Annotated in this window: 13 protein-coding genes; 5 read left to right on the forward strand and 8 right to left on the reverse strand. The window is 71.1% G+C overall.

Annotated features, from left to right (window positions below):
* Positions 1–7 precede the first annotated feature (7 nt).
* Entirely contained in the window at positions 8–769 is a 762-nt protein-coding gene (locus BW982_RS04565) for a fructosamine kinase family protein (RefSeq protein ID WP_076490855.1), read from the reverse strand.
* A gap of 46 nt (positions 770–815) precedes the next feature.
* Here BW982_RS04565 and BW982_RS04570 point away from each other — a divergent pair, with 46 nt between their 5' ends.
* Entirely contained in the window at positions 816–1,598 is a 783-nt protein-coding gene (locus BW982_RS04570) for a DNA/RNA non-specific endonuclease (protein ID WP_076490856.1), read from the forward strand.
* Between the two features lie 12 nt (positions 1,599–1,610).
* Here the strand turns inward: BW982_RS04570 and BW982_RS04575 are convergent, their stop codons facing one another.
* The 6 genes from BW982_RS04575 to efeU all read right to left on the reverse strand — a co-directional run bounded on the left by BW982_RS04575 (position 1,611) and on the right by efeU (position 8,037).
* Positions 1,611–2,213, reverse strand: a complete 603-nt coding sequence (locus BW982_RS04575) for a class I SAM-dependent methyltransferase (protein WP_076490857.1) — start codon at positions 2,211–2,213, stop codon at positions 1,611–1,613.
* A gap of 203 nt (positions 2,214–2,416) precedes the next feature.
* The gene (locus BW982_RS04580; protein ID WP_076490858.1) at positions 2,417–3,061 is read right to left on the reverse strand and encodes a CE1759 family FMN reductase; all 645 of its coding nucleotides are present in this window, start codon (positions 3,059–3,061) and stop codon (positions 2,417–2,419) included.
* Position 3,062: 1 nt separating this feature from the next.
* The gene (locus tag BW982_RS04585; RefSeq protein WP_139327369.1) at positions 3,063–4,268 is read right to left on the reverse strand and encodes an LLM class flavin-dependent oxidoreductase; all 1,206 of its coding nucleotides are present in this window, start codon (positions 4,266–4,268) and stop codon (positions 3,063–3,065) included.
* Positions 4,269–4,511: 243 nt separating this feature from the next.
* A complete protein-coding gene (gene efeB / locus BW982_RS04590; protein WP_083696505.1) occupies positions 4,512–5,819 on the reverse strand; it encodes an iron uptake transporter deferrochelatase/peroxidase subunit in 1,308 nt (435 codons plus the stop codon).
* A gap of 2 nt (positions 5,820–5,821) precedes the next feature.
* A complete protein-coding gene (efeO, locus tag BW982_RS04595; protein ID WP_076490860.1) occupies positions 5,822–7,051 on the reverse strand; it encodes an iron uptake system protein EfeO in 1,230 nt (409 codons plus the stop codon).
* Positions 7,048–8,037 carry an iron uptake transporter permease EfeU gene (gene efeU, locus BW982_RS04600; RefSeq protein WP_076490861.1) on the reverse strand — a complete coding sequence of 330 codons (990 nt, stop codon included), beginning with the start codon at positions 8,035–8,037 and terminating at the stop codon, positions 7,048–7,050. Before efeU ends, efeO begins: the two co-directional genes overlap by 4 nt.
* Positions 8,038–8,383: 346 nt before the next feature.
* On the opposite strand from efeU, the gene BW982_RS04605 reads away from it, so the two are divergent.
* Positions 8,384–9,400 (forward strand): isopenicillin N synthase family dioxygenase, encoded by a 1,017-nt coding sequence (locus tag BW982_RS04605; protein ID WP_076490862.1) that lies wholly within the window; start codon positions 8,384–8,386, stop codon positions 9,398–9,400.
* 559 nt (positions 9,401–9,959) lie between these two features.
* Here the strand turns inward: BW982_RS04605 and rpsO are convergent.
* Entirely contained in the window at positions 9,960–10,229 is a 270-nt protein-coding gene (rpsO, locus tag BW982_RS04610) for a 30S ribosomal protein S15 (RefSeq protein WP_013583433.1), read from the reverse strand.
* Positions 10,230–10,393: 164 nt separating this feature from the next.
* Between rpsO and BW982_RS04615 the strand changes: the two genes are divergently transcribed.
* From BW982_RS04615 to BW982_RS04625, 3 genes are all read left to right on the forward strand, one after another.
* Complete coding sequence (locus BW982_RS04615) at positions 10,394–10,615, forward strand: DUF167 domain-containing protein (RefSeq protein ID WP_076490863.1); 222 nt, start codon at positions 10,394–10,396, stop codon at positions 10,613–10,615.
* Positions 10,612–11,913: an MFS transporter gene (locus tag BW982_RS04620; RefSeq protein ID WP_076490864.1), complete on the forward strand. Its 1,302-nt coding sequence runs from the start codon at positions 10,612–10,614 to the stop codon at positions 11,911–11,913. Before BW982_RS04615 ends, BW982_RS04620 begins: the two co-directional genes overlap by 4 nt.
* 77 nt (positions 11,914–11,990) lie before the next feature.
* Positions 11,991–12,908 carry a DMT family transporter gene (locus BW982_RS04625; RefSeq protein ID WP_076490865.1) on the forward strand — a complete coding sequence of 306 codons (918 nt, stop codon included), beginning with the start codon at positions 11,991–11,993 and terminating at the stop codon, positions 12,906–12,908.
* Positions 12,909–12,966: the final 58 nt, after the last annotated feature.

Here is a 12,966-nt window from a genome sequence, read left to right on the forward strand (position 1 = left end):
CGCGGCCTCAGACGAGCGCGAGCGTTCGCTCCGCGGCATCCACGAGTTCGTCTCCGTAGGCCGGGCCGTGTCCCGCCGCGTGCACCGCGAGGGGATGCAGCTGATGCACGGCTACGCGCTCGCGCCAGCCCGGACGGAGCGGATGCCGAAGGTCGTACGCCGCGAGGATCCGGTCGAGGAACGGGCAGCCGAAGAGGGCCAGCATCGCGAGGTCGGTCTCCCGGTGGCCGCCGTGCGCCGCGGGGTCGATGAGCACGACGCCCGCGGCCGACCACAGGACGTTGCCGGACCACAGGTCGCCGTGCAGACGCGCCGGGGCGTCATCGTCGTCGAAGGCTCCGCGCGCGATGAGCGCGCACGCCCGCCGGACGATCTCGGCCCCGGATGCCGAGAGATTCCCCGCCGCGACGGCCGGGTCGAGGAACGGCTCGACGCGCTGTGCGGCGTAGAAGGCGCCCCACGTCGGCTCGGGACGCGCCGGCTGCGTCCGACGACCGATGAAGATGTCGCCCGCCCATCCGGGCGGCGGTGCGCCGAAGGCGGGGGCACCGGCGTCGTGGGTCGCGGCGAGCGCGGCACCGAAATCCTCCGCGGCGACCGGGGTCGGGCGCACGGTCGTCACGCGCTCGAGGACGATGTGCGTCGGCGCGTTCTCGAACACCCCGGCGGTGCGGACGCCGTGCGCGTCGGCGAGCCACGCCAGTCCCGCCGCCTCCGCCGCGAAGAACCCGGCGGGGGCGTCGTCCCGGGTCTTCACCCACCGTTCCATGGCCCCAGTCTGTCGCGATGTCGGAGGGCCCGGGCACGATGGGGCGATGAGCGACGGTTTCGACCCCGACTTCCTCGGCATCCCCCTGCCCCTCCCCTCGCCCGCCGCCCCGACGATCCGGCTCGACTACCCGCGGTTCTCCGTCCTGCTCGACCCGGTGCGGCGGTTCGCCGCGGTCACGGGCGTCGTGATCGACGGGTCCACCGTGCAGGACCTCCCGCGCTCGGGCGAGTGGCGCCTCGACCCGCGGGTTCCCGTCGAGGCCCAGGCCGGTCCGGCGGTGTACGCCGACAACGACCTCGACCGCGGGCACCTGGTGCGCCGACGCGACCCCGGGTGGGGCACTCCGGCGGAGGCTCGGGATGCCACGGCCGCGACGTTCTTCTACCCCAACGCCGCGCCGCAAGCCGCCGGTTTCAACCAGTCCAAGGAGCTGTGGCTGGGGCTGGAGGATCACGTCCTCGCCTACGCCGAGAGCACCGACGAGCGGCTCGCGGTGTTCACCGCACCGGTGCTCGATCCCGACGATCCGCCCTACCGCGGAATCCGCGTGCCGCTGCGGTTCTGGAAGATCGCGGCCTGGCGCTCGGACGCGGGCCTCTCCGCCGCGGGGTTCGTGCTCGACCAGACGGCGCTCGTCGACACACGGCAGGGGCTGCGGGTGCCGCCGCTCGGCGCGTTCCGCACGTTCCAGGTGCCGATCCGCGACATCGCGGCGGAGGCGCAGGTCGACGTCGGTGAACTCGCCGGTGCCGATGTGCTCGCGCGACGGGGCGTGCGACCGGCGGGCGCCCGCGAGCTGCGCGACGCGGACGACATCGTGCTCTGACCCGCCGGGGCCTCAGCGCACCCGCACCGCGTGCAGCAGCGTGTCGATCGCGGCGTGCGTATGTCCGCCGCGCAGCTCCGCGTCACCGGTGCCGCGGACGACACGCTCACAGCGCTCGATGCGGAACCGGTCGTCGAGGGCGCCGCGCAGCAGTTCCGGCGTGTAGAGGATCGCCGGGTCGGCCGGTCCGTGGCCCCCGGCGGCGATGTTCTCGACGTCGTGCCCGACGACGACGAGCGTCCCGTCGACCACCACCCACTCGGCGATGCGGGCGATCGCGGCGGTGTTGTCGGCGAGGTGCAGGTAGCAGGACACCACGAGATCGACGGATGCCACCGGCTCCCACACGTGGACGTCGGCCCGCGCCCACGACACCGCGTCGCCGCCGGAGCGGGCCGCCGCGATCGCCAGGGCCTCGGCCGAGAAGTCGATACCGGTGACGTCCCAGCCGCGTGCGGCGAGCCACAGCGCCGTCCGCCCGTCGCCGGTGGCCACGTCGATCGCCGTGCCGGGCGTCAGAGCGCCCGCGATCTCCCGCACGAGGGCGGGCGGCTCGCTCGCCCACACCCCTCCGGCGGAGGCGCGATAGCGCTCGTCCCACTGCTCGGCATCCATGCCCTCACCCTAGGGCCGCCGCGCGACGTCGCCGATCGGCGCGACGTCGGCCCCGCTTGCCTGCACAACCTCAGCGATCCGCGCGAAGTGAGCGCCACAGCGCGGAATCGGGCTGAGGGTGGGCGGATCACCGAGGATCCGCCACCGCGCCCGCGCAGCACGAAGCCCCGCCCTCCCGGAGGGGAGCGGGGCTTCGAGACGGGTCACTCGCCGGCGAGACCGCCGAGGAGGTGACCGAAGGACTTCCCGGCGCCGAGGTACGACGCGGGATCGAAGGGGTCGGCATCCTGCACGGGCTCCCGCGCGGCGATCGCATCGGCGAACTCGCGCGCGGCCCGGTCGACGCGGGCGCCGAGCGGGGCGACCTCGTCGGCGTTGGATCCCCAGTCGCTGGATGCCGCGAACACACCGGTCGGAACCGGGTTGGCGTGCAAGTAGGTGAACAGCGGACGGATCGCGTAGTCGATCGCGAGGGAGTGACGGGCGGTGCCCGCGTTCGCCCCGAGGAGGACCGGCGTGCCGCTCAGGGCCTGCGGGTCGAGCACGTCGATGAACGACTTGAACAGTCCCGAGTAGCTCGTCGAGAAGATCGGCGTCACGACGATCAGGCCGTCGGCCGAGACCACGGAGTTGATCATCTGCTCGAGCGCGGGCGGGGCGAACCCCGTCAGCAGGTTGTCGGTCAGGTCGTGCGCGAAATCGCGCAGCTCGAACACGTCGCTCGTGGCGTCGATCCCCCGCGCGCGGAGCTCGGCGAGCGCCGCGTGGGCAAGCCGGTCACCGAGCATGCGCGTCGAGGACGGCGTGGACAGCCCCGCGGTCACGACCGCGATACGGCGGGCGGTCATGTCAGGCCCCCACTCGCGTGGCGGCGGCACCGAACGAGCTGCCGGCGTTGGCCGGGGCGTCCTGGTAGGGGCTGCCGGCGACCATGTTGTCACCGCGGTTCGCACCGGGCACGGCCTGGCGCGGAGCGGCACCCGCGTAGATCTTCTCGACCAGGTTGGCGTGCGTGGGCGCGTCGGGCACCTCGGCGGGACGGTTCTTCTGCAGCTCCTTGCGGAGCACGGGCACCACCTCGCCACCGAGGATGTCGAGCTGCTCGAGCACCGTCTTGGTCGGGAGTCCCGCGTGGTCGATGAGGAACAGCTGACGCTGGTAGTCGCCGAACGTCTCGCGCATCGCGGCGTACCGGTCGATGATCTGCTGCGGCGAGCCGACGGTCAGCGGGGTCATCTCGCTGAAGTCCTCGAGGCTCGGGCCGTGACCGTAGACCGGGGCGTTGTCGAAGTAGGGACGGAACTCGTTCACGGCATCCTGCGAGTTGGACCGCATGAACACCTGGCCGCCGAGGCCGACGATCGCCTGCTGGGGCGTGCCGTGTCCGTAGTGGGCGAAGCGCTCGCGGTACAGCATGATCAGGCGCTGGTAGTGCTCCTTGGGCCAGAAGATGTTGTTGGCGAAGAAGCCGTTGCCGTAGAAGGCGGCCTGCTCGGCGATCTCGGGCGTGCGGATCGAGCCGTGCCAGACGAACGGGGGAACGCCGTCCAGCGGACGCGGGGTCGAGGTGAAGCCCTGCAGCGGGGTGCGGAACTTGCCCTCCCAGTCGACGACGTCCTCGCGCCACAGCTTGTGGAGCAGGTCGTAGTTCTCGATGGTCAGCGGCAGGCCCTGACGGATGTCCTTGCCGAACCAGGGGTACACCGGGCCGGTGTTGCCACGGCCGAGCATGAGGTCGGCGCGTCCGCCCGACACGTGCTGCAGCATCGCGAAGTCTTCGGCGATCTTCACCGGGTCGTTCGTGGTGATGAGGGTCGTGGAGGTCGTGAGGATCAGGCGCTCGGTCTGGGCCGCGATGTAGGCGAGCGTCGTGGTCGGCGACGACGACCAGAACGGCGGGTTGTGGTGCTCACCCAGGGCGAAGACGTCCAGACCCACCTCTTCGGTGTGCTTCGCGATCGTGAGCGTGTCCTTGATGCGCTGGGCCTCGCTCGGGGTCTTGCCCGTGGTCGGGTCCTGGGTGATGTCGCTCACCGTCATGACACCGAACTGCATCCCGGGCCAGTTGTTCGTCTCGTTCACGATGCCCCTCCTTTTTGTATGCATCTGAATATACATCGTGAAACGCAGGACCGCGAGATCTATTCCCGGGGCGCCGATCGTTCCACGCACGCCGAGAAACGCTCCGCGCGACGAGACACGCCGGGAGGGACCGTGTCTCGCCGCGAGAAGCGTTTATCGCGGGATTGGGGAGGGGGACGCCGGGCGGGGTGGGGACGGGACGCGCCGCGGCGCGGCTCAGGAACCGAGCAGCCCCGCACCGATCGACGCACCCGCCGCCGGAGCCGGGGGCACCGCCCACAGGCCCGAGCCGACGTGCTTCAGGTACTCCCCCATGGCGTCGGTCGCGAGCGCCCGCTGGAGGGTGATGTAGCGGTCGGGGCTGCGCTGGAACGACAGGAAGAACAGGCCCGCGTTCAGCCGTCCGAGATCGGTGGTGCCGTCGACGAAGTTGTAGCCGCGACGCAGGATCCGGATGCCGTTGTTCATGTCGGGGTGCGCCAGGCGCACGTGGCTGCGCGCGTCGATGCGGGGCTTGCCCGCGGCATCCGTCGCGGCGAAGTCCGGCGCCGAGAACTCATCGCCGCCCGAGAGCGGCGCGCCCTGCGCCTTGTCGCGCCCCACCACCCGGTCCTGCTCGGCGAGCCGGGTGCGGTCCCACGTCTCGATGAGCATCGCGATACGGCGCGCGACGAGGTACGACCCGCCCGCGAGCCACGCGGGGCCCTCGGATGCCGGGACCCACACGTTCTCTTCCAGAGCCGCCGCGTCGTTCGCGAGGATGTTCGCGGTGCCGTCCTTGTATCCGAAGAGATTGCGGGGGGTGGACTGGTCGCTCGTGGTCTTGGAGGTGCGGCCGAACCCCAGCTGAGACCAGCGGATGCTCGCGCGCCCGAAGGCGATGCGGCTGAGGTTGCGGATCGCGTGCACGGCGACCTGCGGGTCGTCGGCGCACGCCTGGATGCAGAGATCCCCGTCGGAACGCTCCGGGTCGAGGTCGTCGCCGAGGAACGCGGGCAGCCGCTCGAGTCCGGCGGGACGCTGCGCGGCGAGACCGAAACGGTCGTCGAACAGCGAGGGACCGAACCCGAACGTGATCGTCAGGTTGCTGGCCGGGAGGCCGAGAGCCTCGCCGGTGTCGTCCGGCGGCGCCTCGGGCGAGCCGCCGACCGCACCCGTCGCGCTCACCTCGAGGCCCTGCATCATCCGCGTGGCCGCATAGGTCCAGTCCGCGAGCAGCGACGCGAGGTCGTCACGCGTGGTCCGGGCCATCATGTCGTAGGCCGCGAAGTGCAGATGCTCCTGCACCGGGGTGGTGATCCCCGCTTGATGGACGCCGGATGCCGGGGCCACGGCATCCATGGCCTGCCGCGCCTGCGTCTGGCCGTAGGCCGCACCGCCGACGAGTCCCGCACCCGCGCCGACGACGAGACTCGTGGCGCTCGCGCCGATCGCGAGGCCGATCAGGTCGCGACGGGAGACGCCGCCGGGTACGGAGCCGTCGGCCGCGCCCATGGCATCCATCTCGGTCTGCTCCTGCCCCATCGTCACTCCAGGACGGTCACGGTGAGCTGCGAGAGCGGCTCGGCGAGGGCGTTGATGAGGTCGGTCAGCTGGCGCTTGTCCTCGTCCGTGAGCTGCGTGTACGGCGCGAAGCCCGCGTCCGCCGAGCCGTAGGCCGCCAGCGCAGCCTCGAGATCGGCGTACCCGGTGTCGATCCGCGTGACGAGGGACGCACCCTTGTCCCCCTTGGACTCGGCGAAATCGCGCACGAGCGAGAAGGCCATCTTCGAGCCCTCGACGTTCGCGGCGAAGTCGTACAGATCGGTGTGCGACCACCAGTCCTCTTCACCGCTGATCTTTCCGGTGGCGACCTCGTCGAGGAGCGCGATGGCACCGTTGGAGATCCCGGCGACGCCCTGGTCGGTGAGCGCCTGCTCGAACGCGTCGGAGTGGACGTAGTCGTACAGCTCCTGCGTGTCCTTGATCAGGGTCTGGCCGTACGTCGCACGCTCGGCGGGCGTCGACGGCGCCCAGTCCTTCCACGCGGGGGTCTCGCCGTCGGCGTTGAGCGCGTCCTGCGCGGGGACCCACAGGTCCTTCTCGATCCGGTGGAAACCGGTCCACGTCAGGCCCTCGGCCACCGCGTCGACCTCGCGGTAGTCGATGCGCGGATCGAGATCGCCGAGCGCCTCGGCGATCGGTTCGATGCGCTCGTAGAACGCGCGGACACGCGGGTACTGCTGCTGCGCCGCTGCGTCATCGCCGGACTCGTATACCGCGGCGAAAGCCTGCACGGCGGGCAGAAGCTGACCGACCTGATCCTTGACGAACGCGGCGTACAGGTCGATCGCCTGCTGCTTCTGTTCGGCATCCGCGCCGTCGACGGCGACCGCGTCGCCGGTGACCGTGAACGCGGCCTTGCCCACTCCGTCGCCCACCATGCCGGGCTTGCACAGCGTGAAGTAGTCGCCCGGCTGCGCCGTCACGGTCAGGCTCCGCGAGGCGCCGGGGGCGACGTTCTCGACCTCACCGACGATGCGCAGACCGTCGGAGGCGAGCAGATAGAACTCGGTGGTCTGATCGCCCTTGTTCACCACGTCGAACGCGAGCGTGCCGCTCGTCGCGGTCGCCGCGGAGACGTCGCAGCCGTCGGCCGTCGACGTGACGGTGAGGGCACCGGTGGCGGCGGCGTCGGTCTTGGCGACGCAACCGGAGAGGACGAGGACGGCCGCGCCGGCCGCGGCCGTGGCCGCGAGGAGGCGAGTCGGGTTCATGATGCTCCGTTCGGATGGGCGGCGGATGCCACGGCGGGCGCGGCATCCGGAGTCGGGGTCGCGGCGGGCGCGGGTGCACCGGCGGGCGGAACCGCGGTGGGGCGGCGGCCCGCCCGGACACCGCGGACGAACAGGGGGACGACGACGGCGACGTAGACGACCCACGCGATGACCTGCAGCCAGGTCATCTGGGGCATGAATCCGACCGTCGCCTGCAGCAGCACCGCGAGGGTGCTGTCGGGCGCGAGGGCGCCGGAGACGTCGAACGCCCAGCCGAAGGGGAAGCCCACCCAGCCGACGGCGACGGCACCGGTGGACGGATCGATCGGGGCGCCGGCGCCGAAGGGGCCGGGAAGCGCACCCGCCTCCTGCAGATCGTGGAACGCGTACGCGAGCACCCCCGCCGCGACGATGATGAGGAACCCGCCGGTCCAGGTGAAGAAGCGTCCGAGGTTCAGGCGCAGCATGCCGCGCGCGATCAGCCATCCGAGCACGGCGGCGGTCACAAGTCCCACGAGCGCCCCGATCAGGGCGACGGGCTTGTCGCCGAAGCCCTGCACCATCGACCACAGCAGCAGGGTCGTCTCCACGCCTTCGCGAGCCACCGAGACGAAGCCGATGGCGACGAGCGCCCAGACCCCGCCGCGGAGCGCCCGGTCGATTCCGCCCTCGAGACCCGCCTTGAGTGAACGGCCGGCCTTCTGCATCCAGAAGATCATCCAGGTGACCATCGCCACGGCCAGCAGCGAGAGCCCGCCACCGATCAGCTCCTGCGCCTCGAACGTCAGCGCGTAGGCGCCGAAAGTGAACACGGCACCGATCGCGACCGCCAGGGCGATGGCGAGCCCCACGCCGACCCAGAGGCGCGGCAGGGCGTCACGGCGTCCGAGCTTGGTGAGGTAGGCGACGAGGATGCCGACGACGAGCGCAGCCTCCAGCCCCTCACGCAGTCCGATGAGGAACGGAGCGAAGAAGGACGCGAGCACGGGCGGACACCGACTTTCGGGATTCGGGGAGGACCGCGGCGGTGCGGGTAGGTAAGGGCAGCCTCACCTGACTCAGACACATTACGCAATACGGCGGCCTTCTCGCACCCCACCAGGCGGCGGGACACCCCCGCCGATCGGCGGGGTTCGCGGCATCCAACACCCCCCCGGGGTTACGGCGTCACATTTTCTTCGACGCGTGAAACAGCCGCCTGACCGGGTGAATCCGCCGCGATTCAGACGCCGCGACCGCCTCGCACCGCATCCGCACACCGACACCGCCCACACGCCGGTAACCGTCGGCAACATTCGCCGTCGCGCCGCAGACCCGACTTAGCCTCTGTTCATGTCCGAGCTGAACCTCCCGATCCTCGACCTCTCGCTCCTCGACCAGGGGCCGGAGTCCGCCGCCCGATTCCGCGACGAACTGCGCACCGCCACCCGAGATGTGGGCTTCTTCTACCTCACCGGCACCGGGATCAGCCCCGACCTGGAGGCTCGCCTCCTCCGCGCGGCGAAAGACTTCTTCGCCCTGCCGGAGGCGGACAAACTGGCGATCGAGAACGTCACGAGCCCCCACTTCCGCGGGTACACGCGGGTCGGTGGCGAGCTGACGCAGGGTCGCGTCGACTGGCGCGAGCAGATCGACATCGGACCCGAGCGCGAGGCCATCACTGACCCCGACGGCCCCGGCTACAACCGGCTCGTCGGACCCAACCTGTGGCCGGCGGCCCAGCCCGAGCTCAAGGACGTCGTGGGCGAGTGGCACGACCACCTCACCGGCATCGCGCGCAAGCTCCTGCGCGCGTGGGCGCTCTCCCTCGGCGCCGAGGAGGAGTACTTCGACCGCCACTTCGGCGACCCGCAGACGCTCATCAAGATCGTGCGGTACCCCGGCAAGGACGACCCGACGCCCCAACAGGGCGTGGGCGCCCATAAGGACTCCGGAGTCCTCACTCTGCTGTGGGTCGAGCCGGGCAAGGGCGGGCTGCAGGTGCTCCGCGACGGCGAGTGGGTCGACGCGCCGCCGGTTCCCGGCGCCTTCGTCGTGAACATCGGCGAGCTGCTCGAGTACGCCACCCAGGGGTATCTCACGGCGACGAACCACCGCGTCATCTCGCCGAGGTTCCCCGACGAGCGCATCTCGGTGCCGTTCTTCTTCAACCCCGCACTCGATGCGGTGCTCCCGATCATCGACCTGCCCGCGGAGTTCGCGGCCGAAGCCCGCGGCGTCTCCCAGGACCCCACGAACCCGATCCACGCCACGTACGGCGAGAACGCCCTCAAGTCGCGCCTGCGCGCCCATCCCGACGTCGCCGAGCGCTGGCATCCCGATCTGGTCGCCGCCCGCGCGGCATCCTGACCGGCGCGTCCACCGCACCCGCCACCGCTGCGGCCCCTCACCCTCGGTCGCAGCACGCAGCACGCAGCACGCAGCACGCAGCACGCGATAAACGCTATCCACGACGAGAAACGCGCCGACGTCTTGTTTCTCGCCGTGGATCGCGTTTATCGGTGGATGCCACACCCCCACGCCACATCCCGCGCGACGTGGCGCCCTGCGTCGCACCCGGCGCCACGTCCCGCGCGCCACGCCCTGCGCGCCCCCGCGCCGCACCCCGCCCCCGGTCCGGTCACCCCAATGCCGCTACCTCCGCGATAAACGCTATCCACGGCGAGAAACGCGCCGACGTCTTGTTTCTCGCCGCGGATCGCGTTTATCGGTGGATGCCACGACGCGGCGTCGCAACGCCACGCCCCCACGCCGCACCCCCGGCGCCGCAACGCCACGCCCCCACGCCACGTGGCGCCCAGCGCCACGCCCGGCGCGGTAGCGCCAACGCCGCGGGGAATGACGAAGGCCGCCCCACACCGTGGGGCGGCCTTCCAAGAATGTTTTGCGCGATTGAACGCTGGTGCGATTAGCGACGCAGACCGAGACGCTCGATGAGCGAGCGGTAACGGTTGATGTCGACATCCTGCAGGTAACCCAGCAGGCGACGGCGCTGACCGACGAGCAGGAAGAGTCCACGGCGCGAGTGGTGGTCGTGCTTGTGGATCTTGAGGTGCTCGGTGAGGTCCTTGATGCGCTGCGTCATCATCGCGACCTGCACCTCGGGGGATCCGGTGTCACCGGGGTGCGTCGCGTACTCTTCGATGATCGCCTTCTTGACGTCTGCTTCCAGTGCCATAGGTGATCCCCTTCCTCTTCGTTGCGCGGCGCCCGACGCCTGATGCGTGGGCTCTCTTTATCCGCGGCCGATCGAACGGCAACCGCATGAGTCTACCAGCATCCGGATGCCGCCACCCACCCGCCCACGAACCCCGGCGAGCGCCCGTGCCGTAGCCTCGTCGGGTGCAGATCACCGTCCGCGTGAAGCCCGGCAGCCGGCGCGGCCCCCTCGTCGAGGACGGACCCGACGGCCTCGTCGTCCACGTGCGCGAACGCGCCGCCGACGGCGCGGCGAACGCGGGCGTCGTCCGGGCGCTGGCCGACCATTTCGGCGTCGCCCCGCGCGACGTCGAGATCGTGCGCGGCCACACCGCCCGCGTCAAGCGCGTCGAGGTCGGGGAGTGAGCCGGGGCAGCGCGCTGATCGACCTGCGCCCCCTCACCACCTCTCCTGCGTTCGCCCGCCTGTGGATCGGGTCGACGCTCTCGGGCATGGGCGGTCAGCTCACCGTCGTCGCGGTCATGCTGCACGTGTTCGAGCTGACGCAGAGCACGTTCGCGGTGTCGATGATCGCCGTCGCGGGCCTGGTCCCGATGGTCCTCGCGGGGCTCTACGGCGGCATGCTCGCGGATGCCTTCGACCGCCGCACCGTCGCGCTGATCGCCGCCTCCGTGACGTTCGTGTCCACCGCGCTGCTCGCGGCCCTGGCCTGGACGGGGATGGAGAACGTGGCATCCCTCTTCGTCCTGAGCGTCGTCAACTCGGCCGCGAATTCGATCGTCATGGCCACCCGCTCGGCGATCACCCCGCGTCTCCTCCCCCGCGATCTCCTGCCCGCCGCGGCCGCGCTGCAGGGAGTCACGGTCGGGATCATGGTGATGGCCGGACCCGCGCTCGCGGGCGTCCTCGTCGCATTCGCGGGCTACGCGTGGACCTACTCGCTCGACGTGCTGCTCATGACGTCGCTGTTCCTGGGCCTCTGGTCGCTGCCGCGCCTGCAACCAGAGGGCGAGATCGTCCGACCCGGGCTGGAATCGTTCCGCGACGGTGTGCGCTTCCTCCGCCGCGCGCCGAACATCCGCCTGCAGTATCTGCTGGACATCACCGCGATGACGTTCGGCCAGCCGATCGCCCTGTTCCCCGCGATCGGTGCCGTGCTGCTCGGCGGCGGCGCGATCACGACCGGCATCCTCACCGCCGCCATCGCGGCCGGGGCGTTCCTGTCGAGCCTGTTCTCGGGCCCCGTCGGCCGTGTCCGGCGGCAGGGGCTCGGGATCGAGCGGGCGATCCAGGTCTACGGCCTGTCGATCGGGGCGTTCGGCGTCATCCTGCTGGCCGCCACGCTCGGGTGGATGCGCCCGGCGGACACCGGCGAGGACTCCGGCGCGGTCGTGCTGATCGTGATGGCGGCGATCGTCCTGGCGGTCTCCGGCGCCTCCGACAACGTCAGTGCGATCTACCGCTCGACGATGATGCAGGCGGCGGTTCCGGATGCCATGCGCGGGCGCCTCCAGGGCATCTTCATCGTCGTGGTGGCCGGCGGCCCCCGCGTCGGCGCGCTCTACGCCGGGACGCTCGCGACCCTCACGGCGCTGTGGGTGCCGCCGCTGTTCGGCGGCATCCTGATCCTGGCCCTCGTCGGTGTGCTCGTGCGCTTCTCGCCACGGTTCCGCGACTACGACGCCCTGAACCCGGTGCCCTAGCGTCAACCAGCGGCGGATTACGGACGTCTCACCCGCCGACCCGCGCGCGTGTCCGACCTCCGGCCTAGGGTCGGGATGTGGCATCCACTTCCTCCCCCTCCCCCGTCTCGGTCACGGTGCAGTTCGTCCTGACCGGCACCGTGTGGGGGTCGAGCTTCCTCTTCATCGCGGTCGCCCTCACCGGTATGACACCCGCGCAGGTCGCCGGCGGGCGGCTCCTGTTCGGCGCGCTCGCTCTGGCGGCCGTGGTCGCCGTGCGACGGGAACGGCTCCCGCGGAGCCCCCGGATCTGGGCGCACCTGTGCGTCCTCGGCGTGACGTTCTGCGTGGTCCCGTTCCTGCTGTTCGCCTGGGCGGAGCAGCACGTGTCGTCGGGGCTGGCGAGCATCTTCAACGCCACGACCCCGATCATGACGGCGATCATGGCGTGGGCCGTGTTCCGCGTCGAGCGACTGCGCGCGGGACAGCTGATCGGCATCGCGGTCGGCATCGCCGGGGTCGTCGTCATCATCGCCCCGGGCGCCCTCACCGACGTCGGGGGCAGCACCGTCGCGCAACTCGCGCTCCTCGGCGCGACCGCGTGCTACGGCTTCAGCCTCGCGTACATGCGCAGTTTCCTGGGGGACGCAGGACTCTCGGGCATCGCGTTCGCCTTCGGGTACATCGGCCCGGCGGCGCTGCTCATGCTGCTGCTGTCGCCGCTGATCCTCGCGGAGCCCATGAACCCGACCCCCGCCGTCGTCGCGAGCATCGTCGCACTCGGCGTGCTCGGCACGGGGCTGGCGTACGTGTGGAACCAGAACACGCTGCGCGCGTGGGGACCCACGCGCGCCTCGACCGTGACCTACATCACCCCGGTCGTCGGCGTCGCTCTGGGCATCGCCGTGCTCGGCGAGAAGATCACGTGGAACGAGCCCGCCGGCGCGGTCGTCGTCTTCCTCGGCATCCTTCTCGTGCAGGAGCGGGTGCGTCTCGGGCGCCGCATCCGCGCCTGATCCTCCGACCCGCAACGACGGAGGTCCCGGATGCCGTGGCATCCGGGACCTCCGTCGT

The organism is Microbacterium sp. RURRCA19A (assembly GCF_900156455.1).
Lineage (GTDB): Bacteria > Actinomycetota > Actinomycetes > Actinomycetales > Microbacteriaceae > Microbacterium.